The organism is Actinomycetospora sp. 2LY8.5, assembly GCF_057180585.1.
On the sequence record NZ_JBXUHE010000049.1, the window covers coordinates 1 to 26998 of the forward strand.

The following is a 26998-nucleotide window of genomic DNA, read 5'->3' on the forward strand; positions in this document are numbered from 1 at the left end:
CAGCGGTCGTTGGCGCCCTCCGACCACGGTGACAACACCCCCCAGATCATCAACGACAGGGGCACTCAGTCATGCCGTGGCCGGCGGCCTGCAAGCCCTCACCGGGCCTGATCAAGAAGGTAACGGGAGGGGGAGCGGTTCCCGTCTTCCGGGTGGCAGGCGGAGCCTGCATCGGTAACGCCCTTCTTCGAAAAAGCTCGCCTCTCCCTGAGAGGCCACGGTGGCGCAGGAAGCGGGCGCGCCACCGCAGTGATCATTCCACCAAAAGAGGAGCCAAGCTCTCGGCTAGGCCGCTCCCCGAGGTTCTGGGCTCAGTCGGCCATGTAGGGGGCGACCAACTCCGCGATCTCGGCCAGCGTGACGTCGTCTTCTGGTGTCAGCCGGGTGAGCCGGGTGTCACCAATCTGGAAGATGTCCTCGCCCTCCAAGCGGGCCGCCGCGTCGTAGCGCCAGCGCATGACGCTCGGGTACTCCGCGATGTAGCGCGCCTGCGGGTCCTCCACGGCGAAGCCCTGCTCGGCGAACTGGGAACCGGGTCCCATGACACCGATCATGAGGAACGCGGCGAAACCCCAGTCCGCCACCGCGAGGTACTCCTGCTCGAAGGCGAAGAACACCGACTCGCTCAACGCATTGTAGAACGCCTTGACCGCGTCCTCTCCGTCCAGGGTTGCCAGCTCCTCGTTCCCCATGCCCTTCACGCGGTAGACCGGGTGCTCCACGGTCATCTCCGGCACGAAGATCTGGTCCGCATTGGCCGAAAGCTCCAGTGCACCGTGTCGGATGTAGTTCTGGAGGATCGCCTTGTGGTGGGGGTTCTCGGTGCTCGCGATTTCCTTGCTGAGCTCCTCGAACCAGACGCGCTGCTTCTCCAGATACACGCTCACGTCGTCACGCTTCCGTCCTGCGTAGCACTGCGCATCGCCGAGCGGGCAACTAGCGGGGTACTACATACACTATGTGCCATGTGATACCTCACACACGCTAGCGAGCGTCTCGCGGCAGGTCAACCCGGACCTGACGGCGCCAGTCCCCCTGGGAGCGCCACCCTCTGGTTCACGACGGCCGTCCCGCGGTGCGCGTCGCGGCGCCGTCCGGCCGACTCGATCTCGACCTGTCGTCGGCCGGCTCCGCCTGACGCCTTCGCAAGGGCGTGTTCTAGGGTCTGTTATCTGAAACCCTAGACCTCAGCGGTAGCGCCACTCGCATAGTCCGTTCGCGTGGCTCGCGAGCGTCAACGATGAACTCGGGGAGGCCACTGTGTTTCCAGGGCGATTTGCCACGTCGACGCCGGCCAAGCCGGCCGTGGTGATGTCAGACACGGGAGAAACCCTGACCTATGCCGAGCTGGACGCGCGGTCGACCCGGCTGGCAAGGGTGTTGCGGGAAGCCGGTCTGCGCCACGGTGACGACGTCGCGATCCTCAGCGAGAACTCGCCGAGGTGCTACGAGGTGTACTGGGCGGCGCTGCGTAGCGGCCTCTACGTCACGGCGGTCAACACCCATCTGCACCCAGACGAGGCCACCTATGTGGTCCAGGACTGTCAGGCCAAAGCGCTGGTGGTCGGCGAGGCCCAGGGCGCCACCGCGGCGGAGCTCGTCACCAGGACACCGGGTGTCACCAGGCGGCTGGTGATCGGGACCGCACTTGCGGGGCACGACGACTACGAACAGGCTCTCGCCGCGGTCTCGGACGCACCTCTGGCGGAGCAGCCCCGGGGCCGGGAGATGCTATACAGCTCCGGCACCACCGGCCGACCGAAGGGAATAAAGGCACCGCTGCCGGACGTGGCCGTCGACGAGGCCCCAGACGAGCTGCTGCACATCTTCGGCCCGTTGTTCGGCTTCGACGCCGACACCGTCTACCTTTCGCCCGCCCCGCTCTATCACGCGGCACCGCTGCGCAACGGGGGACTGGTACACGCGGTCGGGGGTACGGTCGTCGTCATGCCGCGGTTCGACGCCGCGGCCGCGCTCGCCGCGATCGAACGGTACCGGGTGACCCACAGCCAGTGGGTGCCGACGATGTTCGCGCGGATGCTGAAGCTGCCCAGGCTGGTCCGCGGGTCCTACGACGTGTCCTCGCAGCGCGTCGCCATCCATGCCGCAGCCCCGTGCCCGCCGGAGGTCAAGCGGGCGATGATCGATTGGTGGGGGCCGATCCTGATCGAGTACTACGCCTCCACCGAGGCGCTCGGGATCACGGTCATCGACTCGGCCGAGTGGCTGGCGCACCCTGGTTCGGTGGGCCGAGCGCTGCTCGGCACTCTCCACATCTGCGACGACGAGGGCCGCGAGCTGCCCGTCGGGAGCACCGGGCTGGTGTACTTCGAGCGCGACGCGCTGCCGTTCGCCTACCACAACGACCCGGACAAGACGGCCTCAGTGCGCAACCCGCTGCACCCGAACTGGGGTACCGCCGGGGACATCGGACGGCTGGACGCCGACGGCTATCTCCACCTGAGCGACCGGCGTGACTTCGTGATCATCTCCGGTGGGGTCAACATCTATCCGCAGGAGGTCGAGGACGCCCTGGCGCTGCACCCTGATGTCCAGGACGTCGCCGTTGTCGGTGTTCCGCACCCGGACCTCGGCGAGCAGGTAAAGGCCTTCATCGAGCCCATGCCCGGACGTTGCACCGGCCCCGAGGCCGGTAGGCACATCCAGGAGTTTCTGCGCGAGCGCATCGCGCACTACAAGGTGCCCCGGCTGGTGGAGTTCGTCTCGGCCTTGCCCCGCACCGACACCGGCAAGCTGCAGAAACGTTTGCTGCATACCCCCGCGAACGAGAATGCATGACCCGACCCGTACGCCCCGTGGGAGTGTCCGACTGACGGTGTCACTGACGTCAACACGTGAAGGCGCCGCGCTCCCACAGGTCGGTGGCGATGCACGCGACGTGGTGTGGGTCGGTGTCGAGATCGGCTTCAGGCCGGAAGGCGTGTTGTGCATACGACTCGACCATGCCTCCGAGAAGGTACGCGGCCGTCAGGGGCTCGATGTCCGCCCGAACAAGACCCGATGCCTGGCCACGCTCGAGCATGCGGGCGATACGACCACACCACTCGTCGATGTAGCCCCGGCGGATGTGTTCGACGTCCGGGTCGTGCTGACCCGCCTCAATGACTGCTCTCCACAGCGCCTGGTGCTCCGAATAGAAGGTGAGATAGGCCTCGGAGGAGCGTCGCACGGTATCCATTGGATGTTCTGGATCGAACGGCACGCGGGCGTTGTCGGCCGACTCCTGGATGAACTCCGCGGTCACGTGCAGCATGATCTGCCGCTTGTCGTTGAAGTACCGGTAGAACGCGCCGTTGGACAGGCCGGCTGCGGCGGAGATGTCACTGACCCGGGCACGCGCATAACCGTCGCGCACAAGGATCGTGCGTGCGGTGCGCAGCAGCTCATGGAGGGTGGCCCGCCCCTTGGTCGAGACAGGCTGCGGCAGGTTGAGCTCTACGACGACCAGCTCCTCTCAACGGTGTGCCCATCGCTCGCTCAGCCGAAGTGTACGTGACGTCACTTTCGGAGGAGATGGTGTCATGTGGCGAGGCGAGTAGCCGGGAGGGAACGGTGTGAAGGCGCGTCGGGGTCGGGCCTACTCGGGTGTCATCAGGTCCGGGTCGTCTCAGTGGGACGCAGTCGGGGATGGGCCCGGGACATCGCTGAGGTCCGTCGCGATCGCTCTAGCTCTGACAGCCGAGGGACAACGGCAACGCGCCTGCCGCAGCGGGTTCGTGCTGTCGTCGCGTGCGTTTGGTGTGGAGGTAGCGCACGTTCTCCGCGTTGGGCTCGACGACCAGCGGCACACGTCCGACGATCCGCAGTCCGTGCCCTTCGAGGCCGCGATACCTCGCGGGGTTGTTGGTCATGAGACGGATGGATCGGACGCCGAGGTCGCGGAGGATGGCCGCACCGACACCGTACTCAGGGGTATCGATCGGCAGGCCTTGCGCGAGGTTGGCGTCCACCGTGTCCAGACCCTGGTCTTGCAGGGCGTAGGCACGGAGCTTGTGGGTCAGGCCGATGCCACGCCCGTCGTGTCCGCGCAGGTACACGACGACCCCGCGACCGGCGTCGACGATGCGTGCCACGGCCTGGTCGAGCTGGTCGCCGCAGTCGCACCGCTGTGATGCGAAGACATCACCGGTCAGGCACTCGGAGTGGACCCGCACGAGAACGGGGTCCTCGTTGTCGCCCACGCCGACGTCGCCGAGGACCAAAGCGACGTGCTCGACGCCGTCCAGGGTTGCCACGAAAGTCGTGGCCGCGAAGTCGGTTCCACGGAGCGGCAGTCGGCTCTCGGCCTCTCGGCGCACCAGGCGCTCGCTCTGACGACGGTGCTCCACGAGATCCGCGACGGCCACCGTCGCGAGGCCGTGACGCGTGGCGAACGCTGCGAGCTCGGGTCGCCGGGCCATCGAGCCGTCCTCGCCGATGACCTCGGCGAGAACACCGACGGGCGTCCGACCGGCGAGGCGGCACAGGTCGACCGCGCTCTCCGTGTGGCCGGCGCGCTTGAGCACGCCGCGGCGCGGCTGACAAGGGGAAAGACGTGGCCTGGCCGGCTGAGATCGGCCGGGCGGACCGTTGGGTCCGCGAGGGCTCGTAGAGTGGCCGCGCGGTCCGCCGCCGACACGAGCACCATGCGCCCGGCCGCCACCTCCGAGAGGGCGGTCCCGACACGATCGCTGGACGAGTCACCTGGCCCTGCCTTCGAACCGGGCTCCCGATGGCTCGGGAGGCATGGTGCCCTGTCCGCCCGCCCCTGCTGATCGCTGAGGAGGCACAGCAGGCGGCCGCTTCCGCGCGCGCAACCCGGCCTCATCGAAGCCGAGATCGCCGTCGGTCGAGAGGGCGACATCCACGGCGGCCCCTTCACGTCGAACGATCACAAAGAGTCAACAAGCTGCGGGTTGACGAGCGCGCCGCTGATCGGACGGTAGACGGACGTCTCCATCGGGGCAAGGGTGCTCCGACACTGACGACAGGAAGAAACAGCAGTTCAGAGGCCTCTCGAGCCCGACCATTGACGTGATGTGGCGCACGAAGTTAAAGTGACGTCACTTCCTCAACGGAGCGGCGCTCCCAGGTCGCGGCGCGTGGTAGCGGCTCATCTGGTCACGCTTCGTGATACCGCTGCGCGGCTACGGGACCTCGCCGTTCCCTGACCCGCCGGAGTGGCATGCGAGGTCGCCGCGCGGTCCGCGTGCGCCGGCGATCTCGTGGCGCCTGAGGTATACCGACCACTTCCCGGGAGAAGATCGTGAAGTTTCACTGGTTCCACCTGATGCCCTACCCGGACCTTCCCGACGACTTTAAGCAGCAGCATCGCAGCGTCTGGGTGGATCTCCCGGCCAGCGAGGTCTACGACCGCGTCCGAGGAAACGAGATCTACAACGAGTATCTCGACGAGCTCGAATACGCCGCCGAAGTCGGCTTCGACGGCATCTGCGTCAACGAGCACCATCAGAACGCCTACGGGCTGATGCCGTCGCCCAATCTCATGGCCGCCTCGCTGGCCCGTCGCACGCGGGACACGAAACTCGTGATCATGGGCAACTCCGTCGCCCTCTACAACCCACCGCTTCGTGTCGCCGAGGAGATGGCGATGATCGATGCGATCTCCGGCGGGCGGGTGGTCGCCGGCTTCCCGGTGGGCTCGACCATGGACACGACCTACTGCTACGGCGTCAACCCGGCCACATTGCGCGAGCGCTACGGCGAGGCCCTCGACCTCATCCTGAAGGCATGGAGGTCCGACCAGCCGTTCGCCTTCAACGGCAAGTACACCCAGCTGCGCTACGTGAACTGCTGGCCACGCCCGGTCCAGCAGCCCCATCCACCGGTGTGGGTGCCCGGTGGCGGGAGCGTCGAGACCTGGGATCTCTGCGCGGAGAACGACTTCCTCTACGCCTATCTGTCGTACTTCGGCTACAAGTGGGCCCGGGACAACGTCCGGGGCTACTGGGACGTGATCGAGAAGGCCGGCAAGGAACCGAACCCATACCGCATGGGCTTCATTCAGTTCATCGGTGTCGCCGACACCGATGCGGAAGCGGAGCGACTCTACTCCGATGCCGCCCTCTATTTCTACAACCGCTGCCTGCACGTCTACCCGGGGTTCGGCGTCGCACCTGGTTACTCGTCGATCAAGACGATCCGCAAGGGCGTGCGCAGCATGGCGGCCACCGCCGCGTCACAGAAGGAGTTCGCTGCCCTCACCTGGAAGGACATCGTCGACAAGGGTTACATCGTCGCGGGCAGTGTCGATACGGTCGTGGAGCAGCTCTCGGCCATGGCCGACGAACTGAACGTCGGTCATCTGATGACCCTTCTTCAGTTCGGCAATATGAACCGGGAGACGGTCTCCTACAATACCAAGCTCTTCGCTGAGCAGGTGATCCCGAAGTTGCGGGACAAATTCTCCGGTTGGACCGATCACTGGTGGCCGACGGACTCGCTCGGTGGGTCTGCCGCCTACCCTGCGCCGCTCACCGCGGGCGTCAGTTCCTGAAGGGATGAGCAGCATGTGGCATGACGAGACCCTCACGCTCAGGAGTGGACGCAAGCAGGTGGTCCACCGCGCGGGCGCCGGAACCCCGGTGCTCTGGCTGCACAGCCTCTACGGCTTTGAGCCCGACGACCCGGTGGCAGCGTCACTCGCTCAGCGACACGAAGTGATCGCGCCGTCCACCCCGGGCACGACGGATCTCGCCGAGCTCGACGACATCGACACCGTCGCCGATCTCGCGCTGCACTACGACGACCTTCTCGAGACTCTCGGGAGCGTGTCCCTGCCGGTGGTGGGCCACTCCTTCGGCGCAATGGTCGGGGCCGAGCTCGCGGCCCATTTCCCGGGCCGGGTCACCTCGTTGGCGCTGCTCTCGCCGCTCGGCCTGTGGGACGACGACGAGCCGGTCACCGACGTGTTCGCTGTGCCCTACACCGAGGTAGCCGATGTGCTCTTCGCCGACCCGAGCCGTGCGGCCCTGCGGTCGCAGGAGACGGAGAGCGGTGAGCGTGACGTCGAGGCAGTGGTCGCACTCGCCCAGGCCATGACGACGGTGGCCAAGTTCCTGTGGCCGATCCCCGACCGAGGTTTGCGTCGGCGCCTGTACCGGGTGCGAATGCCGAGCCTGGTGGTCTTCGGGGAGAAGGACCGGTTCGTCCCCGTCGCTTACGGCCAGCGCTTCGCCGAGCTCCTGCCCCAGGGCACGTCGGAAATCATCTCGGATGCCGGCCACATGATTCAACGGGAACAGCCCGACGCTGTCGTGGCGCTCCTCGACGACCTGCTCACTATCTGATGCCCATCCCGCGCAGCCGAACGCACGACCAAAGTCGCGAGCTGCTGGAGAGCTGGCTCGCGACACGTCGAGCGGGGCAGGTCGAGATCACCGAGCTCCACACCCCGCGTATCGGCTACTCGGCGGAGATTCTGCTCGTCGACGCCACCTGGCACGGCGACGACGGGTCGGCGACGAGCGAGGCGTTGGTGGTCCGGATCCGGCCCGGGCACTACTCGATGTTCCCCGACGTCGACCTCCACCTGCACTACCGGATGCTCGAGGTTCTGTGGCAGGCGGGGGTTCGCGTGCCACAGCCTCGCTGGTACCAAGCCGCGGAGGGCAGCCCGTTCGGCGAGCCCTTCTTCGTCATGGATCGCATCGACGGGGTCGTCCCGCCGGAGCACCCGCCGTACACCGCGACGGGCTGGGTGCGGGGGCTGGAGCCCGCCGATCAGCGGGCCGTGTACACGGGCGCCCTCGACCAGCTCGCCGCCCTGCACCGGTTCGACCACGCCCGCGCCGACCTGTCATTCCTGCCGGCCTTCGCTGCCGGTGGGCCTGGGATGAGCACCGAGGTGAAGATGTTCGAGGAGTACATCGACTGGCTCCTCGGCGGGCGTCGGGAGCCCTTGTTCGACGAGGCGCTCGACGCCTTGCGACGTCGCATGCCGACGACAGATCGACTGTGCCTGACCTGGGGCGACCCCAAGCTCAGCAACATCCTCTACCGCGGCACCGAGCCCGTCGGCCTGCTCGATTGGGAGTTGGCAACCGTCTCTCCCCCGGAGAACGACGTCGCATTCTTCCTGACCTACCACGATTCGATCACCCGTGCCCGGGGTCACGCGGACCTGCCCGGATTCCCCAGCGACGAGGAAGCCGTCGCCCACTACGAGCGGGCCGCCGGCCACACCCTCGGCGACCTGACCTGGTATCGCCTCTGGCACCTGCTCCGCCTGGCCGCCATGTCGCTGCGGCTGACCGACCTCGTTGCTGCCTCAGGCCGACTCACCCCCGAGTCGCCGAAGGCCCCGCACCATATTCCCCACGACCTGCTGCGTGCCGCCCTGGCCCGGGCCTGAGCACCTGGAGACGACCATGAGCGACCACCCCGACGACAACTTCCACCAGCCGAAGGACGACGACCCGTTCTGGACCGAGACCTGCTGGTGGACGTTCTTCGTGCCGGAGCGTCGGCTCAGCGGCCAGCTCTACCCGTTCTTCCGCACCAATCAGGGCGTCGCCGCCTGCGCGGTGTACCTCTGGAATGACGAGGGCAACCAGCCGAACACCGCTCTCTACTTCCGCCAGACGTGGCACCTGCCTCTGCCCGACCAGCCCCTCACTGACCTGGTCCTGCCGAACGGGCTGCGTTACGAGTGCACCGAGCCCCGCAGGCGCTACCACCTGACCTACACCGACCCGGACGGTGAGGACGTGGCGGTGGACTTGCGCTTCGAAGCCGTGCTCGAGCCACATCACGACGGTCACGGTCACCTCGACCAACCCGGCCGGATCACTGGCACGATCCGGCTCGACGGTGAGGACATCGCGGTCGACTGCTTCGGGATGCGGGACCGGTCGTGGGGACGTCGAGGCGGGTTCGGCAAGAAGATCATCAAGCACGGCGGACATCAGGCCGGCTACTGCTACGCCACGGCGTCCTCGGAACAGGCGTTCCACCTGCTGGCCTTCGACAAGGGGGACGGCCGCTGCTCGATCGTTCACGGCTACCACGTCCGGGACGGCCGCTTCGCGGCGTTACGCAATGGCGAGCGCGAAGTCCTGGATCGTGATCCTCGGACCGGCGCGCCGACCCTCGTCCGCGTCGATGCCGTGGACGAGCTCGGACGCGAGCTGCACGCGGAGGGACGGTGCGTGAACCAGCTCGGGCTTCTGCTCAACCCGAACATCTGGTGCGTCAACTGCCTGACCGAGTGGACATTCGACGGAGTCAGCGCCTGGGGCGAGGACCACGACAACTGGACTCCGTACGGCTACCGCCGCTTCTACCGGAGCTTCCTCCGCTACAAGAACGCCCTCGTCCTTCCCGCCTGACGCGGCCGACTCTCAGGAGGTGTGATGCCGACCCTCGTGTACCGCTTCGACTCGGGGACGATCGATCCCGACGTCCTTGGCGGCAAGGGCGCCAGCCTGGCTCGCATGGCCGCGCTGGGGCTGCCTGTGCCACCGGGCTTCACGGTGACGACCGCGGCGTGGCGCGCACGCCGAGACGGTTCGTGCACCGAGCATGAGCTTCGCCGCAGCATCGACGATGCGCTCCGAGATCTCGAAGACGTGATGGGCCGGCGCCTGGGCGATCCCGAAGCCCCCCTGTTGCTCTCCGTGCGCTCGGGCGCCGCGACCTCCATGCCGGGGATGATGGACACGGTCCTCAACGTCGGGCTGACCGAGCCGGTGCTCGCCCGGCTGGAGGCCGCCGGCGACGGCAGGTTCGCCCCCGATCTGTACGTGCGCCTGCTCGAGAGCTTCGCTGAGATCGTGCGCGGGGTGGACCGTGCCGCCGTCGAGGCATTGCGCTCGTGCGGACGTGCGGACGCCTCGGCCTGGCGGGCGCTGATCGCCGAGCACACGGCGCCGTTCCCCGATGACCCGTACGACCAGCTCTTCGAGGCGGTGCAGGCGGTGTGGCGCTCATGGGACGCACCGCGAGCCTGCCGATACCGTCGCTACCGCGGGATCGCCGAGGACCTGGGCACCGCGGTGACGATCCAGGCGATGGTGTTCGGCAACCGCGATGCGCGCTCCGGCACGGGAGTCGTGTTCACCCGGGATCCCGCCACGGGAGAGCGCGGCGCTTACGGCGACTTCCTCCCGAGGGCCCAGGGCGAGGACGTCGTGTCGGGCGAGGTGACGCCGCTCCCCTTGGCAGCCGCAGCGGACACGATTCCGAGAGCGCTCGAGGAGCTGGCGAGTTGCCTGCCCCGTCTTGAGCGCGCCTGGGGCGACATGTGCGACGTGGAGTTCACCGTCGAGAGCGGCGAGCTGTTCATCCTCCAGGCGCGGGTGGGACAGCGTAGTGGAGCAGCCGCGGTTCGCATCGTCAGCGACCTGGTCGACGAGGGGATCGTCGACATCGCGGAGGGGCTACGGCGCATCCCGGCGGCCGCGCTGCAGGAGCTGCGGGTTCCGGTCCGGGTCGCCCACGGTCAGCCGCCTCTGGGCTCTGGAGTACCCGCGTCGCCGGGGACGGCAATTGGAGAGATCGCCGTGTCGTCCGGCCGCGCGGAGCAGAGGGGTGACGAAGGCGCCGACGTCGTGCTCGTCCGGCCCAACACATCGCCACATGACGTGAGCGGCATGATCGCCTCACGAGGTGTGGTGACTGCTCTCGGTGGACGTGCCAGCCATGCAGCCGTCGTCGCGCGCGGCATCGGACGTCCGGCGGTGTGCGGCGTCGACGGGATGATAGTCGACGAGATCCGCGGATCGGTGCGCTTCCCGGACGGGACGGTCCTCCACGAGGGCGACACGATCACCGTCGACGGCACGACGGGCGAGGCGTTCCGCGGCGCGTCCACCGTGGAGGCACCGCCGGCGGCCCACCCGGTGTCGCGCGTCCTCGAGTGGTGCCGGGAGCGGCTCCGCGTCCCCGTCCTCCACGACGTGCCTGTCGGTCTCGTGCGGGTGCGCGGGCCGGAGGACGTGCGCCATGGGCTCGGGGCCGTCGTCATCGTCGTGGAGTGGGAGGGCGCGGCGTCGCACAAGGTCCTCGAGGCCACGTGTGACGCTCTTCGTGAGGCCGGCTGCCCCCGGTGGTTCCTGGTCGTGCCCGCGGAGCTCCGCGGCGCCGACCTGCAGCCGCCCGCGGGGCCGTGGCGAGGGGTGATCGCGCCCGGCGTGTCGTCCTGGGCCGGACTCCTCGTCTCCGCCCGGCTGGAGACCAAGGAGGTTGCGGCGGACCCCGCCACACGCGCCGGGGCGGCGTCCGTCGGATGAGCACCGTGACGACGTCCCAGCACGGCACCTCGGCGAGGAGCGCTGACTCCGACATGCGCACCTCCACCGGCATCGCTCACTGGATCCGCTCCTGGGCTCGCCTCCAGCCCGAACGACCCGTGCTCCTCTACCAGGACCAGATCATCACGTGGGGCGAGCTCGACACGCGCGTCGACGCGACCGCGCGTCGGCTGGCGGCGCTCGGCGTCACCACCGGTGACCGCGTCGCCTGCCTGATGCACAACCGGCCCGAGTTCCTTGTGCTGTTCTGGGCGACGCTGCGGCTCGGCGGGCTGTTCGCCCCGGTGAACACCCGGCTCGCCGACCCGGAGGTGACCCACGTGCTGGGGGACCTCGAGCCCGTCGTGGCTGTCACCGAGGCCGACTTCGCCGACGTGGCCACACGGCTCGAGGGCTCAGCACGCTGGGTGGGCGTGGACCCCATCGCGGGGCTCCCCGAGCTGGCCGACGTTCCGGCCGACAGCCCGCTCCCTCGTGCCTGGCCAGCTGGGGCCGACCCCGCCGCCGTGCTCTACACCTCGGGGACCACGGGGCGTCCCAAGGGCGCGGTGCTCAGTCACGACAACATCCATGCCCAGTGCGCGAACTGGAACCTCTCGTTCGGCCTGGGCCGGCACGATCGGCAGATCATGTTCCTCCCGCTGTGCTTCACCGGAGGGCTGATCAGCGCGAGCATGAACACCTTCTACAGCGGCGCCAGCATGGTGCTCGAGCGTGGGTTCGATCCGGCCCGCCTTCTGTCAGACATCGAGGAACACCGCCCGACCTGGTTCACGGCGGTGCCCGCGATGATGCAGCGACTCTTCGAGAACCCGCGTACCGCCACGACGGACCTGAGCTCGCTCTCGATGGTGGAGAGTGGAGGAGCCGCGGTCCCGGTCCCCCTGATCGAGCACGTGCGTCGCCTTGGTCTCGAGCTGATCCAGGGATACGGAATCACCGAGGGCACGGGCGGGATCAACCTCTACCTGCAGGAATGGGAGGGCGTCCGCAAAGCCGGGTCCTGCGGCAAGGCGGGCGGAATCTACGGCGACGCCCGCATCGTGCGGCCCGATGGGACCTGCGCGGATCCCGGCGAGATCGGTGAGCTCGTGCTGTCAGGGCCGTTGGTCTTCCAGGGCTATTGGCGCAACCCGGCCGCGACCGCCGAGGTCCTCGTCGACGGCTGGCTCCACACCGGCGATCTCGCTCGATGCGACGAGGAGGGCTTCGTGTACCTGACGGGGCGCCTCAAGGAGATGATCAATTCCGGTGGGCTCAACGTCTACCCGGCCGAGGTGGAAGCCGCGCTCGTGACGATCGAGGGAGTGTCCGAGGCCGCGGTCGTCGGGCTTCCCGACCCGACCTGGGGTCAAGCCGTCACGGCGGTACTCGTTCCTCGACCGGGCGCCACTCTCACCCCCGCCGAGGTCAAGGAGGCCTGCAAGCAGCTGCTGGCCGACTACAAGGTCCCGAAGGTCGTCCATCTCCGTGCCGACCTGCCCCGTACAGCCTCGAACAAGGTATTGAAGCGCGACCTCATCGAGCAACTGACCCGCGACACCGGAGGTACACCATGACGGCGACTGAGCTCCTGGTCCGCGAACTGGAGCGCACCGACGTCGTCGACACCGTCTTGTTCGACGTCGACGGCACCCTCGTGGACAGCCGCGCGACGATCCTGGCCTGCTACGCCGATGCGCTCCGCACGCTGCTCGAGGAGCCGGCTCTCGACCCGTGGGGACAGCTCGACCCCGAGGAGCTCCTGCCCCTCCGAGCGGGTGAGGCGTTCGAGGTGCTCGCCGACCGCTACGGCCTGCTGCAGACCGAGCAGCTCGCGAGCGTGTTCCAGTCGTACTACACGGCACGGGAGCCGGGATGGTTCGACGGTGCGGTGCAGGTCCTGCACACACTGCACAGGCGCGGCACGACCCTGGGCATCGCCAGCGGGAAGGCCCGCCACCGCATCCACGCGCACCTGGTCTCGGCCGGCGTGACCGATCTCTTCAGCGTGGTCGTCACCGGCGACGACGGCCTGGCCCCCAAGCCCGATCCTGGACCGGTGCTCGAGGCCCTCGATCGCACCGGCTCGACCCCTCGACGGTCCGTGCTGATCGGCGACGGTGAAGCCGATGTCCTCGCCGCTCGAGCCGCAGGGGTGCGTTCGGTGGGGGTGGCCTACGGATTCCACCCTGCAGCGTGCCGGGCCGTAGGCCCGGACTTCTGGATCACCAGCGCCCCGGAGCTGCTGGAGATCCTCCCGACACGAGGAGGCGACGATGATGGATGAACTCGTGCACGCTCTGCGGATCAAGGGTCGCGCGGCTGCTGCAGAACTCGCTGCTGCTCTCGGTTCTCCCGCCGACGACGTCGAGCGCGCCCTCAAGGAACTGGCGTGGGACGGGCTCGCCGTCGAGCGAAGCAGCGGCCGCCGGCCAGGTTGGATGCTCAGCACGGAAGGGCGATCGCGCGCAGAGGCTCAACTGGCGGCACCCGAGACCATAAACGCGCGGGCCTCGTTGGCCGCGAGCTACGGCCCTTTCCTCGCTCGGAACGCCGAGGTGAAGACCGTTTCCGCGCGGTGGCCGGACGCCGCCGACGACGATGAGCGGTTCACCCTGCTTGATCGACTTCAGGACACGCTCGAGGCGGTCGGCCCAGCGCTCGACGCGGCCGCGCGCGCTGCCGAGAGATTCGGACGCTATCGCCAACGACTCGACAATGCCGTCGAACGGGCCGGCACGGACCCTCGCTACGTGGTGAGTTCGTCGGTCGACAGCTTCCACCAGGCGTGGTTCGAGTGCCACGAGGACTTCCTGCTGACCCTCGGGCGGTCAAGAGCAGAGGAGGGCTCATGGTGAGGTCTGACGGCGACCTCATGCGGTCCGAGCCCGTCCCATTCGTGCTGCCCTCGTCGGCCCGCACGTCGGGCGATCGATTCGAACCTACGGAAGATCGTTCACCACGCCTCGAGTTCGTCGTCGGCGAACCCCGCGAGAATATGATCACGGCTGAAGAGCGGCGTCGTAGGCTTTCGGGAATCGAACGCTCGGCGCCACCGCGGAGAGGAGGCGGACATCGTGGAGCTCAACCTGCCCCAGCCCGTTTCGCCGAAGGGTCAAGCCACGATGCAGGAGCTCCTGCGGGCCGCGCGCACGATCCTCGTGCGCGATGGGTATGCGAGTGCCCGAGTCAGCGACATCTCCGCCGCTGCAGGGCTGTCGAACGGCGCGTTCTACCGGTACTTCAACGACAAGCGGCAGATCATGCTGCACGTGACCGCGGAGTTCATCCAGGAATCGGCCGAGAACACGCACGTTGCCTTCGATCCCGAGCATCCCATGGACACGGTGCGCCAGTCCTCCGAGCGCTACTTGACCTTCTACGCGAAGAACGCAGCACTGTGGCGCGCGGTCATCGAAGCCGGCCAGCACGATCCAGACGTCGAGCGCATCCGCCGTGGATACATCGACGAATGGTGCCGTCGGATCGCTCGCATGCTCGAGCGGGGACAGACATCCGGCCTCGTGCGCAAGGATCTCGAACCGTTGACGGCCGCGTACTTGCTCGGTGGCATGGTCGAGTCCTACGCCCAGCACGCCTTCCAGCCAACATCCACACTCGACACCGACCCGCACCGGGTCGCCCGCATCGCCACCGACCTGTGGGAGCGTGGCGCCTTCGTCCTGTGACGACGGGAACATGGGTCGGGCGCGCAGCTTCATCGGTCGGCGTTCGAGTCGTCACACGCTTCGCCCTGGCAAAGGCCGTCGCGCCGACACTTCTTGTCGTTGGCGGATCTAGGTCGGCTTGGGGCGACAGCAATGCAAGTACTGCTGAACGGCGAGCACCTTGATCGAAGGTCCGGCCGCAAAGCTCCATTGACCGCCTTCATCTCCACAAGTTAAAGTGACGTCACTTCCTCGCGGGTCGTCAACTCGTGACTGGCCCGCAAGCGGGTCCACGTGGCGGCGAACGCCACCTTGTCCTTTGAATTCTCTTCAGTAACGATCTCCCAGAGGAGCGATCAGATGTCCCGACTTCCCGGCTACTCCGACTACACCCGCGCTCGTCTCCATCGCGAGGACGGGATTCTCGAGGTCACGTTCCACGACGGATCGGGCGGCTCGATGGTGTGGGACGAGGCCGCGCACCGGGAGCTGCCCCAGCTGTGGTGGGAGATCGGCGGGGACCGTGAGAACCGAACGGTGATCCTGACGGGCTCCGGCGAGGACTTCTGCGCTACGACAGACGTCTCCGGCTGGAGCGACATGGGCAGCCCTCGGGGATGGGACAAGATCTACTGGGAGGGCAAGAGGCTTCTTCAGACGCTGCTCGACATCGAGGTGCCGGTGATCGCTGCCATCAACGGCCGCGCGCTGTGTCACCCGGAGATTCCGCTGCTCAGTGACATCGTCCTGGCCTCCGAGAACACCTCGATGTCCGACAACCATTTCGGCGGCGGGATCGTTCCTGGCGACGGTGCGCACATTCTCTGGCCGCTCCTATTGGGTCCGAACCGAGGACGCTACTTCCTGCTGACGAACGAGGAGATCGACGCGGCGGAGGCGAAACGACTCGGCGTCGTCAACGAGGTCCATCCCGTTGGAAAGGCGCTCGACCGGGCATGGGACCTGGCCCGGGTGTTCGCATCAAAGAGCGACATCGCTCTGCGCTATACCCGCGTGGCCTTGACGCAGGAGCTCAAGCTGGCCTTCGCCAACCACCTCAGCCACGGTCTCGCGGTCGAGGGTGGCAGTGCGGGTGAGGCATTTGCGAGCTTGAGCTCGTACTACGCCGACAAGTCCTGACCGGCCGCCGACCTGCCCATCGGGCGGAGAAGGAACAGGGATCAAGCGTGGTGCGCAACAGGAGAAGCTCGCCCAGAGTGGCCGTGATCGGCGCCGGTTTCGCCGGGATCGCGGCGGCCGTGAAACTTCAGAAAGCCGGTATCCGTACCTTCGTGGTATTTGAGCGACAAGACGCTGTCGGTGGAGTCTGGCATGAGAACACCTATCCTGGTGCTCAGGTCGACAGCCCATCGCACTTCTACTCGTTCTCGTTCAAGTCGTACGACTGGTCGCGGACTCACGTTGAGCAGGCCGAGCTCGAGAAGTACCTGAACGAGACCGTCGACGACTTCGGCTTGCGCAGCCACCTTCGGCTCGGAGTCTCGGTCGATCGCGTCGAGTGGGACGACGATCTGTCGTGCTACCACGTCACCACCTCACCGGTTGACTTGGGCTCGACCGATGATGCGGGGCACACGCAAGAATTCGACGTGGTGATCAGTGCCGTTGGCCTCTTCAACGCGCCCAACATGCCGGCGTGGCCCGGGCTGGCGACCTTTGCCGGGCCCGCCTTCCACACCGCTCGCTGGGAGCACCACCACGAACTCACCGACAAGCGCGTCGCGGTTGTCGGCACGGGTTCGACAGGAACCCAGGTATCGGTGGCACTCGCGCCGGAGGTGCGACACCTTCTTGTCTTCCAGCGAGATCCCGGTTGGGTGGCCCCGAAGGGCGAACGGGACTACACATCGAGCGAGCGCGCCCGTCTGCGTCGCCCAGGACGATACAGGTACGAACGGTACAAGGTCTTCTGGCGCGAGCAGTTCCGATACCTCGGTAGCAAGCTCCGCCCAGGCACGCGGACCAACATCAAAGCGATGGACCAGTGTCGAGCGTACTTGCGAAGGGTTTTCGCCGAGCGGCCCGACCTGGCCGCGGCGGTCACTCCAGACCACCCATTCTTCGGAAAACGACCCGTGCTAGTCACGGGATTCTACGAGACTCTCCTGCGCGATAACGTGACATTCGTCCCGCGGGCAGTGGCCAAGGTGGTCCCGAACGGCGTGGTGGACTCCGCCGGCGCCCACCACGAGGTCGATGCCCTCGTGATGGCCACCGGCTTCCGCGCGGCGGAATACCTGCGTGGCATCGAGGTGATCGGCCGAGGGGGCCAGTCCCTCCACGACCTATGGGCGGGTGAGCCCGACGCATTCCTCGGCCTGACCGTTCCGGGCTTCCCGAACTTCTACATGCTCTACGGCCCGAACACGAATATGGCGACGATCGTGTTCAACCTCGAAGCGCAGGCTGCGTACGCCGTGCGCGACGTCGTGCGCATGGCCCGAACGGGCGTCTCCAGTATCGAGGTCCGCCGAGGGTTTCACCGGGCCTACAACGCGGTTCTGCAGAACCAGCTCTCGAAGACTGTGTGGGTCGATTCGCGCAGCTACTACAAGGCCGCCTCGGGTAAGATCGTTCTCCCTTTCCCACGCCCGATGGTCGTCTACTGGGCGCTGACCCGGCTCCTCCGCAGAGCCTCCTCCGTCGGGCTGCGGTCGGCTCCGAGGATGCCCACTCGGGTGATATCGGCAGTGCAGGGGCCCGAGTGCCCGGATGTTCCGGCGCCGGCAGACCTCGCAACGAGTTCGGTGAGCGGGGGGAGCGGTCGTGGCTGAGGTTCGCGTAGCAGCGCCCTCGCTGGACCCCCAGGTCGAGCCGGTGATCGCTGCGCGAGACGCTCAACCCTCCGCCGACTATGCAGAGCGCCGCTCGCGCTACCGCGTGATCGCTCAGAGCTTCGGACCACGTGACCTTCCGGTCGCCCGGGTGTCGGACATGAACCTCCCGCAGGCGGGTGGCGGCACGGTCCGGGCACGAGCCTACTGGCCGAAGGATCTGGTCACCGATGGGTGCGTCGTGTGGGTGCACGGTGGCGGATGGGTGTACGGCGAGCCCGACGCGACCGATCCGTTCGCTCGGGCGCTCGCCGCGCTGTCGGGAACCCGTGTCCTGGCGGTCGACTACCGGCTCGCACCCGAGCACCCATTTCCCGCGGGCCTGGAAGACGTGGAAGCGGCCCTGGCCTGGGCCCTCGACGCTGGCGGCGAGGTGCTGGGCCACGATCAACACAAGGTCGTCGTGGGCGGGGACAGCGCCGGCGGCAACCTCGCGACCGTAGCGGCCCGTCGACTGCGTGACCGAGGCGACCCCGGACCCGTCGCACAGCTGCTCGTCTATCCGGTCACCGACGCCGCCTGCTCTGGGCAGTCCTACGCGATGTGGACACCAACGATCACCGCCGAGGCGATGCGCGTGCTGTGGCAGCTCTACCTCGGTGACGCGGTCGTGGACGCCGCCAACAACCCCGATCTCTCTCCCGTGGTCGCCGACTTGCGCGGCCTTCCGCCGACGATGTTGGTCACCGCGGGTTTCGACGTCCTGCTCGACGACGTGCTCGTCTACGCCGAGCGTCTGAGGGCGGCCGGAGTCGACGTCGACCTTCTCCAGTACCCCGAGCTCCCGCACGGGTTCCTCGATTGGGCGGGCTCCGTCGACCGGAGCCACGACTGCCTCCGCAAGCTCGCGGGCCACATCCGGGCGAGGCTCGGATGAACGGGGCGAGCGGCCTGACCGGCCTGACCGGCAAGGTGGCGATCGTCACGGGAGGCGGAGGCAGCATCGGCCAGGCGACCGCGCTGGAACTCGGAGCGCGGGGTGCGCGGGTGACTGTGGCCGACATCTCGGAGGAGCGGGCGACCGAGGCCGCGAAGAAGATCCTTCGGAACGGCGGGGATGCGCTCGCGCTCAGGGTGGACGTGGGGCAGGAGGACGACATCCGCCGGATGGTCGCCGAGACCGTCGACCGGTTCGGCAGGCTCGACGTTCTCCACAACAACGCGGCGCACATCAGCCCGGAGCGGAGGCGCAAGCAGCTGCTGTCCGAGGACACCGAGATCACCGAGATGACCGCGGAATACTGGGATCTGACTTTCGCGATCAACGTCCGCAGCATGGTGCTCGGGTGTAAGCATGCGATCCCGAGGATGCTCGACGTCGGCGGCGGGGCCATCGTCAACACCTCGTCGATGCACGGAGTGCGTTCGATGGCGCAGTTGCCCGCTTATGGTGCATCGAAGGCCGCTGTCATCCACCTCACCAAGTCCGTGGCGATCCAGTACGGCAAGCGTGGCATCCGCTGCAACGCGGTGGCGCCGGGCCACATCGTGACGACGCGGACCGGAGAGGCCGTGCTCACCCCGGAGGACATCGAACGACGCACGCGCATGCAGCTCACGAAGGCGCTCGGTACGCCCGATGACGTCGCCGCCGCCGTTGCCTTCCTCGCCGACGACACCCAGTCCCGGTTCGTCACCGGACATGTGCTGGTGATCGACGGCGGGCAGTCGGTCCCCTACCTGGGCGGGAACGACTCGTCCTGACCCACGGCCAGGCCGCCCCTGCCCCCGTGACTGGGTCGGCATCCACAACGAGGAGGTTGAAGGTGCATCCGTTGGCACGACCCAAGTGGTCACTACCGGAGAACGGGACGGCGGCGACGCTGACCCGGCAGGCAACGCTCCGGCGCATCGAAGAGAACTTGGATCGGCTCGGCGTCCCTTGGAAGGAGGCGGTGAACGGCCGCTGGCTCGAGCTGCTCAGCCCCGCAGAGACCGAGGAGATCGCCGAGACGGTCTTCCGCGACTTCGAACAGCAGGAGGGCCGCAAGTACTTCGCCGGCTGCGAGGTTGCGGTCCGCGACAAGCCCGACCTCTACACGCTCCGCTCGACCAGCGATGCCGGCCAGGACGACGTCCCCGAGTTCCCGCCGGGGGTCGTTGGCCTGGGCGACAACGTCTTCCGCGCTCAGGACGTCACGGGGACCGTCCTGCTCGCCCACGAGGTCGCCGAGGTCGCGCGACTGATGGACGAAGGAGTCCCCGAGGGCGTCATCGGAGTCGTCGACGACGCTGGCGGCACGATGACGGCACCCATCCTCGCCGATTTCGACGGGGTCATCTGCTTGGCCGGCGCCGTCCGCAGCCATCTTGCGATCATTGCCCGGGAGTTCGGAGTTCCCGCGCTGATGAATGTCCGTCTCACCCGGCCGCTCCAGAACGGCGATCGGATCACTGTTCGGTACTCGACGACGCCCCAGACAATCGACGACTACTTTGCCGGAACCAACAAGTTCGGCGCTGAGATCACGGAGGCATGACATGAGCGAATGGAGGGTCTCGGAACGACAGCTTCTCGAGATCAATCACTTCCTTCAGAACATGGAAACATCGCAGGCGCACAACGCCCTGTCGAGGACGGCGCAGGAGTCCAAGCTCTTTCCGATGCTGCCGTACCTGCTGATGAGCTACTACCCGAACTACTACCGGATCCCCGATCACATCCGGCGGGCATCGACCGTCTTGTCGCCCGAGGACATGGGACACCGGGCGCGCAATGCGACGACCAACCTCTCGAAGCTCACGGCCTGGCTCCTGCCTGCTATGTACCTCGACGGCCGCACCGAGCTGATCAAGCTGGGTCTGGTGCGTCCGGAGGACAATCTCGAGGACCTCTGGACCGTCGTCGACTGGTTCCAGCGTTTCGCCGCCGCTTATCACCGCAATGGTGGCCACCGGTTCGTCTTCGAGAACTTCGACATCTCCCCAGAGCACGACGAACGGGTTCTTCAGATCTTCGAGGCCGACGCCTTCCAAGTCGACGATCGGCTTCGTCGGGCGGCTGCCCAATTCATTGCTATGGGAACGCAGTACGCCTTCCTTGCGCATTGCGAGAGCAGGATCGGGCTTCAGACCTCCGGCCCATACAATCTGGGTGGCCGGCGTCTCATGCACACACGCGACTTCATGAACCTCTCGGAATGTGATTTCCCGTGGCTCGACGGGATCGGCGACGGCGTCGACCACAACAACCTGACCCTCGTCGTGATCACCGACGACGTCGCCATCGACATCACCGACTTCGCAAGTATCTACACGGTCCCCGAGACATACGATGACCGAATTCTCGGAGTTGGGCTCTACACCTCGGACTTCCTCTCCGACCGTTACATCCCGGTCGGGATGGGCAGCCGTGACGATCTCGCTGACGCCCTCGAGCACCTCACCGAACAGATGCGGCTGGCGACCCAGGGCTTGTACCGCAGATTCGCTGGCATGACCTTCGACCAGCTCGTGGAGTGCGGCGTCTACACGTACTTCCAGGCGGGCACAGATCTCGACCATATGGCAGGGACTTTCGACCAGACTGAATGGACCACGCTCGACGAACGGGCCGCACGACTCCTGCCCCTCTACAACGAGGAGTATGCGTTCCAAGCGTATCTGAGCAACGACGCGATACCCGACGGGTTGCAGGGTGCCGAGAGCGACTACTACCTCAACCCGGTGACCTACAACCTGTGGCGGCGCGCGGGCTCGGGCCCTCTACCTCCTCCGCATCGGTGCATCCCGCTGGTGCCGGCTCACGTACTCAACGACCACGACTACGCCCGGCGCGTCAACCCGAACGGTCTCGTCGACGTCCGCGGGGTGACGAGCCTCGAACCGAAGGCCGGGCGCTATGCGTGCACCCAGGGTCGGCTGACCCAGGATGAGCTCAACGCCGCGGCGCGGTCGTTCCACAGCCCCCTCCTCGAGACACCGTGGCGCAACCTGGACGACCGCGCTGTCAAGTACCACTGGGAGAGCGAGCAGGCCGAGCGCCTCTACACCTACACCCAGGAGCGGTCACGGCTGCTGGAGGGAGCGGGGTCCCGGCTCGTCCGTGCGGACATCGACAACCTCCGTGAGAAGGCCGGCGAGCGGGCGTGGAAGGACGTGGCGGCACTTGGTGCTGGGGCGTCGACGTCGTGAGCGCCCGGCCAGCCTCGACGTACCGCAGTGTGGGGAGTCATAGTCGTGGCGCAGTACGTGGTCCAGCACGAATCTGAACACGGCACGGTCGTCGCCGAGGCCGGACTGCCCATCGAGTTCGTCACCGGTACGCGAGACCCACAAGCTTATCGGGATCGTGTCACGCGCGGCGAGTCGCGGCCGACCGGGGCTGTTCTTGCGGCAGCGGGCATCCGCACGGCGCGGGTGACTTCCTCCGGTCCCGTCGACCCCGCCCAGTTCTTCTTGGGGTCCTGGGTCTCGTTTGTCGTGGAGGGCTCTGCGATCCTTGAGCCAGCCAGCGGCGACGCGCGTCGGCTCAGGCGTGGCGACGTCGTCCTTCCGGGTCCGATCGAAGCACAACTCGCCGTGCGATCCGCCGAGCTCGCCGTCGTACAGCTGCGCGCGGAACCGAGGTCGTGGACGGGTCTCCGCGAGAGCGAATGGGACAACTCCGGGATGTCGGAAACCGGTGAGCCTCGGTTCGATCGCATGTACGAGGGCGCGGATGGAGAATCGCACTTCCGTCCGTTCACCAATTTCATCGGCGTCGGTGAGCGCCCGGTGGTCGGATGCCGGTTCGTCGGGCTACCGGACGGCTATTTCATCGACTGGCACCCGGAGGTGGTGAACCAGTTGGTGATCGTCCTGGCTGGATGCCTGGAGCTCGGGGTCGCGGAGGGCGACACACGACGGTTCGGGCCAGGGGACGTCTGCCTCGCAGAGGACCGCGAAGGCCGCGGCCACACAGATCGGGCAATAGGACCGACACTGCTCGGTCTCACCGTCATGGACACGGCCCACCTGTGGTGATGGTCCCGTGTCGGCCTCCGCGGAAGCGGTGGCCGGCCTTGGTGAGACAGCGGAACCTCTTCGTCTTGGCAGGGTGGACTGCGGGGAAGGGCCTGGGCGCGTCTCGCGTTCGCACCGGCCCCACCGGCCCCACCGACCGGCGGGGGCGATCATGACGTGCCTGCGGGGGTGACAGCCAGACCGAGCATCTCGGGCGACCGTTCCCGCATCTCGACCTTGCGCACCTTGCCGGTGACCGTCATCGGGAACTCGTCCACGACAATGACGTAGCGCGGGATCTTGAAGTGCGCGAGCCGGCCGGTGGCGAACTCGCGCACAGCGTCCGGTGTGAGTGGCGCAGCACCGTCGCGCAGGAGAACCCACGCGCACAGCTCCTCCCCGTATCGCTCGTCGGGCACACCGACGACCTGGACGTCCTGCACATCGGGATGGGTGTGGAGGAACTCCTCGATCTCACGGGGATAGACGTTCTCACCGCCCCGGATGACGAGGTCCTTGATCCGCCCGGTGACGGACACGTATCCGTCGGCATCCATGACGCCGAGGTCACCGGTGTGCATCCAGCGCGCCGCGTCGACCGCTTCATCGGTGCGCGCCCGGTCGGCCCAGTAGCCGAGCATGACCGAGTACCCGCGGGTGCACAGCTCGCCGGCGACACCTCGGGGGACCGTGCGGCCGGTGGCCGGTTCGACGATCTTCACCTCGAGATGGGGAAGGACCCGGCCGATCGTCGAGACGCGCAGCTCCAGTGGATCGTCGCGGCGTGTCTGCAGGGAGACCGGCGAGGTCTCGGTCATGCCGTACGCGATCGTGATCTCAGCCATGCCCATGCGGTCGACGACCTGTTTCATCACCTCCACCGGGCACGCAGAGCCGGCCATGATCCCGGTGCGCAGGGAGCTGAGGTCGCGTTCGGACAGGTGCGGGTCGTCGAGCATGGTGATGAACATCGTGGGGACGCCGTACAGCGACGTGGCGCGCTCGCGCTCGACGGCGTCGAGCGTCGCCACGGGGTCGAAGCCCTCGGCGGGAATGATGATCGTGCACCCGTGGGTGACCGCGGCGAGATTCCCGATGACCATGCCGAAGCAGTGGTAGAAGGGCACCGGGATGCAGATGCGGTCCTCCGGCCCGTAGCCACAGATCGTCCCCGAGAAGAAGCCGTTGTTGAGGATGCTGTGGTGCGAGAGGGTCGCGCCCTTGGGGAATCCGGTGGTCCCCGAGGTGTACTGGATGCTGGCCGCGTCGTCGGGCGACAGATCGCGCTGTCGATCGGCGAGAGCGGTGGGATCGGTGGCGCGGCCGAGGTCGAGCAGCTGGTGCCAGCCCGTGGAACCGAGGACGAGGACACGACGCAGCTCGCCGCAGCGAGGACGTACCGCCTCGACCATCGCGACGTAGTCGGTGTCCTTGTAGGCCGCGGCGATGACCAGGACCGATATGCCGGACTGGGTCAGGGCGTACTCCAGCTCGTGGCTACGGTAGGCCGGGTTGACAGTGACGAGGATGGCGCCGACCTTGGCGGCGGCGAACTGGACGACCACCCACTCGGCACAGTTCGGTGCCCAGATCCCGATCCGGTCGCCCGCCGCCACGCCGTCGGCGAGGAGGCCGGACGCGAGCGCGTCGACCTCCGAGCGCAATTGACCGTACGTCCACCGGCGTCCGCCGGGCGAGTCGACGAGCGCCGGGTGATCGGGGTCGCGGGCGACGGTGCGGTCGAAGTTGTCACCGATCGTTTCCCCGAGCAGGGGTAGGTCGGAGGTGCCCGACACATAGGACGGGAGGCTCGCGAGGGGCATGGCCGCTCCTGGGGGCTCGGGACGCTGTCGGTTCAGGGGTCAGCATGCTCGCCAGCGACTTGACCGTCAATGATGACTGTGACAGTCTATGCGAACTGTCGACGGACGGAGAGTGCTCATGGGGTTGCGCGCCGCGCAGCGCGCGGCGACGCGCGAACTCATCCTCGACTCCGCGGTCGGGCTCCTTGTGGAGAAGGGGTTCTCGGCGTTCACGACGAACGCCGTGCAACGCGCCGCGGACGTCAGTCGTGGTGCGCTGCTCCACCATTTTCCGACGATCGAGAAGCTGACCGAGGCTGTGGTCGCGCACCTGATCGCACGAAACTACGACCACTTGGACCGCCTGCTGACCGACAGTGCCCGGTCGACCGAGCCGGTCGCCCGGGCCATCGAGGTGCTCTATTCCCTGTTCTCGACACCTGAGTTCCACGCCGAGCTCGAGCTCTGGTCGGCGGCGCGCACCGCGCCGGGACTGCGGGAGGCCCTCAGAGCCTCGGAGCGGCCCGGCGGTCGGGATCTGCGACAGGTCGTGCTGGACATCTTCGGTCCGGAGGCGGCGATCCTGCCGTCGTTCCCGGTCGTGTCCGAGGCGACGATCATGCTGATCCGCGGCCTCGCCGTGTCACAGGCGCTGCGATCCTCGGACCGCGGGGCCCGCGCTCTGATCGACCGCTGGGCCGAGTTCGTGGGGCGCACTCTCGCAGCCGAGGCCGCGGGCTGACGATTGGAAACCGCACTCGAGGAGGTCCCGATGTCCCTGACCACCGATCCCGTGCCGGGCGATCTCCCGATGATCCTCGGTGGCGGCGTCGCCACCCACGAGGTGACCAACCAGCCACCCGCGTTGGGCGACTACGACGCCTCGGCCGACGACGTGCTCCTGGAGGCCCTGCGCCGAGAAGGGGCTGGCTGGTACGAACCGGACCTCGGTGCGCTCGGTCGTTTCGCCGGGTCGGTGGAGGCGCAGGAACTCGGGGTGGAAGCCAACCGCCACTCCCCGGAGCTGCGCACCCACGACCGGTACGGACACCGCATCGACGAGGTCGTCTACCACCCGAGCTACCACCGGATCATGCGCACCGCGGTGGAGGCGGGGCTGGGCGGCGGCGCCTGGGCCGTGCACCGCGGCGGCGCCCATGTGGCCCGCACCGCCGGCGATCTGGTGATGCAGCACGTGGAGCCTGGTCACAGCTGCCCGGTGATCATGCAGTACGCGATCGTCCCCACGCTGCGGCACAATCCCCGTCTCGCCGAGGTCTACGAACCGCTGCTGACGAACAACGTTTACGACCCGGGGCTGGTCTCGCCGCCGCATCGGAAGCGGGGAATCCTGGCTGCGATGGGGATGACCGAGAAGCAGGGTGGGTCGGACGTCCGCGCCAATTCGACCACGGCGGCCCCCACCGATGACCCGGAGCTGTTCCTGCTGCGGGGTCACAAGTGGTTCTACTCTGCGCCGATGTCCGACGTGGCCCTGGTCCTCGCGCAGGCGCCCGGCGGGCTGTCCTGCTTCTTCCTCCCCCGCATCCTGCCGGACGGCACGCGTAACACGTTCCGGATCCAGCGTCTGAAGGACAAGCTGGGCAACCGCTCCAACGCCGCCGCCGAGCCCGAGTTCGACAACACCGTCGCCTGGCTGGTCGGAGACGAGGGTTCGGGCGTGAAGACGATCATCGAGATGGTCAACTTCACCCGACTCTACTGCGCCGGGAGCGCGGCGACGATCATGCGACGAAGCTTGCTGCACGCCGTGCACCACGTCCGGCACCGGCGAGCGTTCGGTCAGCGTCTGATCGATCAACCCATGATGGTCGACGTCGTAGCCGATCTCGCCCTCGAGTCCGAGGCGGCGACCGCGCTGGTCATGCGCCTGGCCGGGGCCACCGACCGGGCGCTGGCCGGTGACCACGAAGAGGCGGGCGTGCGCCGGATCGGAACGGCACTGGCCAAGTACTGGATCCCGAAGCGGAGCGCGGGATTCGTGGCAGAGGCATTGGAGTGCCTGGGTGGCAACGGCTACATCGAGGACTCGCCGCTGCCGGCGCTCTTCCGGGAGTCCCCGATCAACAGCATCTGGGAGGGAGCCGGGAACGTGAACGCCCTGGACGTCATCCGCTCCGCCGCCCGGGAACCTGCGACGGTCGATGCCCTCGCCGCGGAGCTCAGCAGGGCGCGTGGCGCGTACACCGTCTTCGACGAGCGTGCGGATGCCGTGATCCACGACCTGCGCACCGGAGTGCCGCCGGCCCGCACGCGTCACCTGGTCGGTGAGGCCGCCGTGGTCCTCCAGGCTTCCCTGTTGATCCGTCACGCTCCCGCCGCCGTCGCCGACGCCTTCTGCGCCTCACGGCTCGGACACGGCCCGCAAGCCGTGTATGGCGACCTGCCCGACGACGTCGACCGCGCCGCCGTGCTCGGGCGCGCCGTCGGCCGCGCCCTGGGCTGACGAGCCG

The 26998-nt window shown here is 67.5% G+C and carries 23 protein-coding genes and 1 pseudogene; 19 read left to right on the plus strand and 5 right to left on the minus strand.

Features of this window, described 5'->3' with window-relative positions:
- Positions 1 to 311 precede the first annotated feature (311 nt).
- Positions 312 to 887, minus strand: a complete 576-nt coding sequence (locus tag AC2A1K_RS31245) for a hypothetical protein (RefSeq protein ID WP_483900254.1) — start codon at positions 885 to 887, stop codon at positions 312 to 314.
- A gap of 373 nt (positions 888 to 1260) precedes the next feature.
- On the opposite strand from AC2A1K_RS31245, the gene AC2A1K_RS31250 reads away from it, so the two are divergent.
- Positions 1261 to 2799 (plus strand): acyl-CoA synthetase, encoded by a 1539-nt coding sequence (locus AC2A1K_RS31250; RefSeq protein ID WP_483900255.1) that lies wholly within the window; start codon positions 1261 to 1263, stop codon positions 2797 to 2799.
- Between the two features lie 49 nt (positions 2800 to 2848).
- On the opposite strand, the gene AC2A1K_RS31255 is transcribed toward AC2A1K_RS31250, so the two are convergent.
- The 3 genes and pseudogenes from AC2A1K_RS31255 to AC2A1K_RS31265 all read right to left on the minus strand — a co-directional run.
- The gene (locus AC2A1K_RS31255) at positions 2849 to 3469 is read right to left on the minus strand and encodes a TetR/AcrR family transcriptional regulator (RefSeq protein WP_483900286.1); all 621 of its coding nucleotides are present in this window, start codon (positions 3467 to 3469) and stop codon (positions 2849 to 2851) included.
- Between the two features lie 217 nt (positions 3470 to 3686).
- On the minus strand, positions 3687 to 4421 hold the full coding sequence (gene ribA, locus AC2A1K_RS31260) for a GTP cyclohydrolase II (RefSeq protein ID WP_483900287.1): 735 nt from the start codon (positions 4419 to 4421) through the stop codon (positions 3687 to 3689).
- A pseudogene (locus tag AC2A1K_RS31265) lies at positions 4401 to 4864 on the minus strand (3,4-dihydroxy-2-butanone-4-phosphate synthase); the annotation flags it as partial. The pseudogene AC2A1K_RS31265 and the gene ribA, both read right to left, overlap by 21 nt.
- A 402-nt stretch (positions 4865 to 5266) precedes the next feature.
- Here AC2A1K_RS31265 and AC2A1K_RS31270 point away from each other — a divergent pair.
- From AC2A1K_RS31270 to AC2A1K_RS31345, 16 genes are all read left to right on the plus strand, one after another.
- Positions 5267 to 6517 (plus strand): LLM class flavin-dependent oxidoreductase, encoded by a 1251-nt coding sequence (locus tag AC2A1K_RS31270; RefSeq protein ID WP_483900256.1) that lies wholly within the window; start codon positions 5267 to 5269, stop codon positions 6515 to 6517.
- Between the two features lie 13 nt (positions 6518 to 6530).
- The gene (locus AC2A1K_RS31275) at positions 6531 to 7310 is read left to right on the plus strand and encodes an alpha/beta fold hydrolase (RefSeq protein ID WP_483900288.1); all 780 of its coding nucleotides are present in this window, start codon (positions 6531 to 6533) and stop codon (positions 7308 to 7310) included.
- Positions 7310 to 8374, plus strand: coding sequence for a phosphotransferase family protein (locus AC2A1K_RS31280; RefSeq protein ID WP_483900257.1), 1065 nt, complete (start codon positions 7310 to 7312; stop codon positions 8372 to 8374). The genes AC2A1K_RS31275 and AC2A1K_RS31280 overlap by 1 nt, the downstream gene beginning before the upstream one ends.
- A gap of 16 nt (positions 8375 to 8390) precedes the next feature.
- Positions 8391 to 9350, plus strand: a complete 960-nt coding sequence (locus tag AC2A1K_RS31285) for a DUF7065 domain-containing protein (RefSeq protein ID WP_483900258.1) — start codon at positions 8391 to 8393, stop codon at positions 9348 to 9350.
- Positions 9351 to 9374: 24 nt separating this feature from the next.
- Positions 9375 to 11252 carry a pyruvate, phosphate dikinase gene (locus AC2A1K_RS31290; protein ID WP_483900259.1) on the plus strand — a complete coding sequence of 626 codons (1878 nt, stop codon included), beginning with the start codon at positions 9375 to 9377 and terminating at the stop codon, positions 11250 to 11252.
- Entirely contained in the window at positions 11249 to 12832 is a 1584-nt protein-coding gene (locus AC2A1K_RS31295) for a class I adenylate-forming enzyme family protein (protein WP_483900260.1), read from the plus strand. Before AC2A1K_RS31290 ends, AC2A1K_RS31295 begins: the two co-directional genes overlap by 4 nt.
- Positions 12829 to 13542: an HAD family hydrolase gene (locus tag AC2A1K_RS31300; protein WP_483900261.1), complete on the plus strand. Its 714-nt coding sequence runs from the start codon at positions 12829 to 12831 to the stop codon at positions 13540 to 13542. Before AC2A1K_RS31295 ends, AC2A1K_RS31300 begins: the two co-directional genes overlap by 4 nt.
- The gene (locus AC2A1K_RS31305) at positions 13532 to 14113 is read left to right on the plus strand and encodes a hypothetical protein (RefSeq protein WP_483900262.1); all 582 of its coding nucleotides are present in this window, start codon (positions 13532 to 13534) and stop codon (positions 14111 to 14113) included. Before AC2A1K_RS31300 ends, AC2A1K_RS31305 begins: the two co-directional genes overlap by 11 nt.
- A gap of 219 nt (positions 14114 to 14332) precedes the next feature.
- Positions 14333 to 14944 (plus strand): TetR/AcrR family transcriptional regulator, encoded by a 612-nt coding sequence (locus AC2A1K_RS31310; protein ID WP_483900263.1) that lies wholly within the window; start codon positions 14333 to 14335, stop codon positions 14942 to 14944.
- 339 nt (positions 14945 to 15283) lie between these two features.
- A complete protein-coding gene (locus tag AC2A1K_RS31315) occupies positions 15284 to 16063 on the plus strand; it encodes an enoyl-CoA hydratase/isomerase family protein (protein ID WP_483900264.1) in 780 nt (259 codons plus the stop codon).
- Positions 16064 to 16110: 47 nt separating this feature from the next.
- Positions 16111 to 17718: a flavin-containing monooxygenase gene (locus AC2A1K_RS31320; protein ID WP_483900265.1), complete on the plus strand. Its 1608-nt coding sequence runs from the start codon at positions 16111 to 16113 to the stop codon at positions 17716 to 17718.
- Positions 17719 to 17878: 160 nt separating this feature from the next.
- Positions 17879 to 18655 (plus strand): alpha/beta hydrolase, encoded by a 777-nt coding sequence (locus AC2A1K_RS31325; RefSeq protein WP_483900266.1) that lies wholly within the window; start codon positions 17879 to 17881, stop codon positions 18653 to 18655.
- Entirely contained in the window at positions 18652 to 19482 is an 831-nt protein-coding gene (locus AC2A1K_RS31330) for an SDR family NAD(P)-dependent oxidoreductase (RefSeq protein ID WP_483900267.1), read from the plus strand. The genes AC2A1K_RS31325 and AC2A1K_RS31330 overlap by 4 nt, the downstream gene beginning before the upstream one ends.
- Before the next feature lie 71 nt (positions 19483 to 19553).
- Positions 19554 to 20258 carry a PEP-utilizing enzyme gene (locus tag AC2A1K_RS31335; RefSeq protein ID WP_483900268.1) on the plus strand — a complete coding sequence of 235 codons (705 nt, stop codon included), beginning with the start codon at positions 19554 to 19556 and terminating at the stop codon, positions 20256 to 20258.
- 1 nt (position 20259) lies between these two features.
- Positions 20260 to 21912 carry a hypothetical protein gene (locus tag AC2A1K_RS31340; RefSeq protein WP_483900269.1) on the plus strand — a complete coding sequence of 551 codons (1653 nt, stop codon included), beginning with the start codon at positions 20260 to 20262 and terminating at the stop codon, positions 21910 to 21912.
- 45 nt (positions 21913 to 21957) lie between these two features.
- Positions 21958 to 22743 (plus strand): cupin domain-containing protein, encoded by a 786-nt coding sequence (locus AC2A1K_RS31345; protein WP_483900270.1) that lies wholly within the window; start codon positions 21958 to 21960, stop codon positions 22741 to 22743.
- A gap of 149 nt (positions 22744 to 22892) precedes the next feature.
- On the opposite strand, the gene AC2A1K_RS31350 is transcribed toward AC2A1K_RS31345, so the two are convergent.
- Positions 22893 to 24545 (minus strand): AMP-binding protein, encoded by a 1653-nt coding sequence (locus AC2A1K_RS31350; protein WP_483900271.1) that lies wholly within the window; start codon positions 24543 to 24545, stop codon positions 22893 to 22895.
- Between the two features lie 118 nt (positions 24546 to 24663).
- On the opposite strand from AC2A1K_RS31350, the gene AC2A1K_RS31355 reads away from it, so the two are divergent.
- Together AC2A1K_RS31355 and AC2A1K_RS31360 are read left to right on the plus strand one after the other, a co-directional pair.
- The gene (locus AC2A1K_RS31355; RefSeq protein ID WP_483900272.1) at positions 24664 to 25266 is read left to right on the plus strand and encodes a TetR/AcrR family transcriptional regulator; all 603 of its coding nucleotides are present in this window, start codon (positions 24664 to 24666) and stop codon (positions 25264 to 25266) included.
- 69 nt (positions 25267 to 25335) lie between these two features.
- On the plus strand, positions 25336 to 26991 hold the full coding sequence (locus AC2A1K_RS31360) for an acyl-CoA dehydrogenase family protein (protein WP_483900289.1): 1656 nt from the start codon (positions 25336 to 25338) through the stop codon (positions 26989 to 26991).
- Positions 26992 to 26998: the final 7 nt, after the last annotated feature.

Bases quoted from the DNA above. Each gene is read 5' to 3' on its own strand.
- AC2A1K_RS31330 (WP_483900267.1), top strand. From the start codon at position 18,652: ATGAACGGGGCGAGCGGCCTGACCGGCCTGACCGGCAAGGTGGCGATC.
- AC2A1K_RS31305 (WP_483900262.1), top strand. From the start codon at position 13,532: ATGATGGATGAACTCGTGCACGCTCTGCGGATCAAGGGTCGCGCGGCT.
- AC2A1K_RS31290 (WP_483900259.1), top strand. From the start codon at position 9,375: ATGCCGACCCTCGTGTACCGCTTCGACTCGGGGACGATCGATCCCGAC.
- AC2A1K_RS31340 (WP_483900269.1), top strand. From the start codon at position 20,260: ATGAGCGAATGGAGGGTCTCGGAACGACAGCTTCTCGAGATCAATCAC.
- AC2A1K_RS31300 (WP_483900261.1), top strand. From the start codon at position 12,829: ATGACGGCGACTGAGCTCCTGGTCCGCGAACTGGAGCGCACCGACGTC.
- AC2A1K_RS31285 (WP_483900258.1), top strand. From the start codon at position 8,391: ATGAGCGACCACCCCGACGACAACTTCCACCAGCCGAAGGACGACGAC.
- AC2A1K_RS31280 (WP_483900257.1), top strand. From the start codon at position 7,310: ATGCCCATCCCGCGCAGCCGAACGCACGACCAAAGTCGCGAGCTGCTG.
- AC2A1K_RS31355 (WP_483900272.1), top strand. From the start codon at position 24,664: ATGGGGTTGCGCGCCGCGCAGCGCGCGGCGACGCGCGAACTCATCCTC.
- AC2A1K_RS31350 (WP_483900271.1), bottom strand. From the start codon at position 24,545: ATGCCCCTCGCGAGCCTCCCGTCCTATGTGTCGGGCACCTCCGACCTA.
- AC2A1K_RS31315 (WP_483900264.1), top strand. From the start codon at position 15,284: ATGTCCCGACTTCCCGGCTACTCCGACTACACCCGCGCTCGTCTCCAT.
- AC2A1K_RS31275 (WP_483900288.1), top strand. From the start codon at position 6,531: ATGTGGCATGACGAGACCCTCACGCTCAGGAGTGGACGCAAGCAGGTG.
- AC2A1K_RS31360 (WP_483900289.1), top strand. From the start codon at position 25,336: ATGATCCTCGGTGGCGGCGTCGCCACCCACGAGGTGACCAACCAGCCA.
- ribA (WP_483900287.1), bottom strand. From the start codon at position 4,421: ATGGCCCGGCGACCCGAGCTCGCAGCGTTCGCCACGCGTCACGGCCTC.
- AC2A1K_RS31295 (WP_483900260.1), top strand. From the start codon at position 11,249: ATGAGCACCGTGACGACGTCCCAGCACGGCACCTCGGCGAGGAGCGCT.
- AC2A1K_RS31325 (WP_483900266.1), top strand. From the start codon at position 17,879: ATGAACCTCCCGCAGGCGGGTGGCGGCACGGTCCGGGCACGAGCCTAC.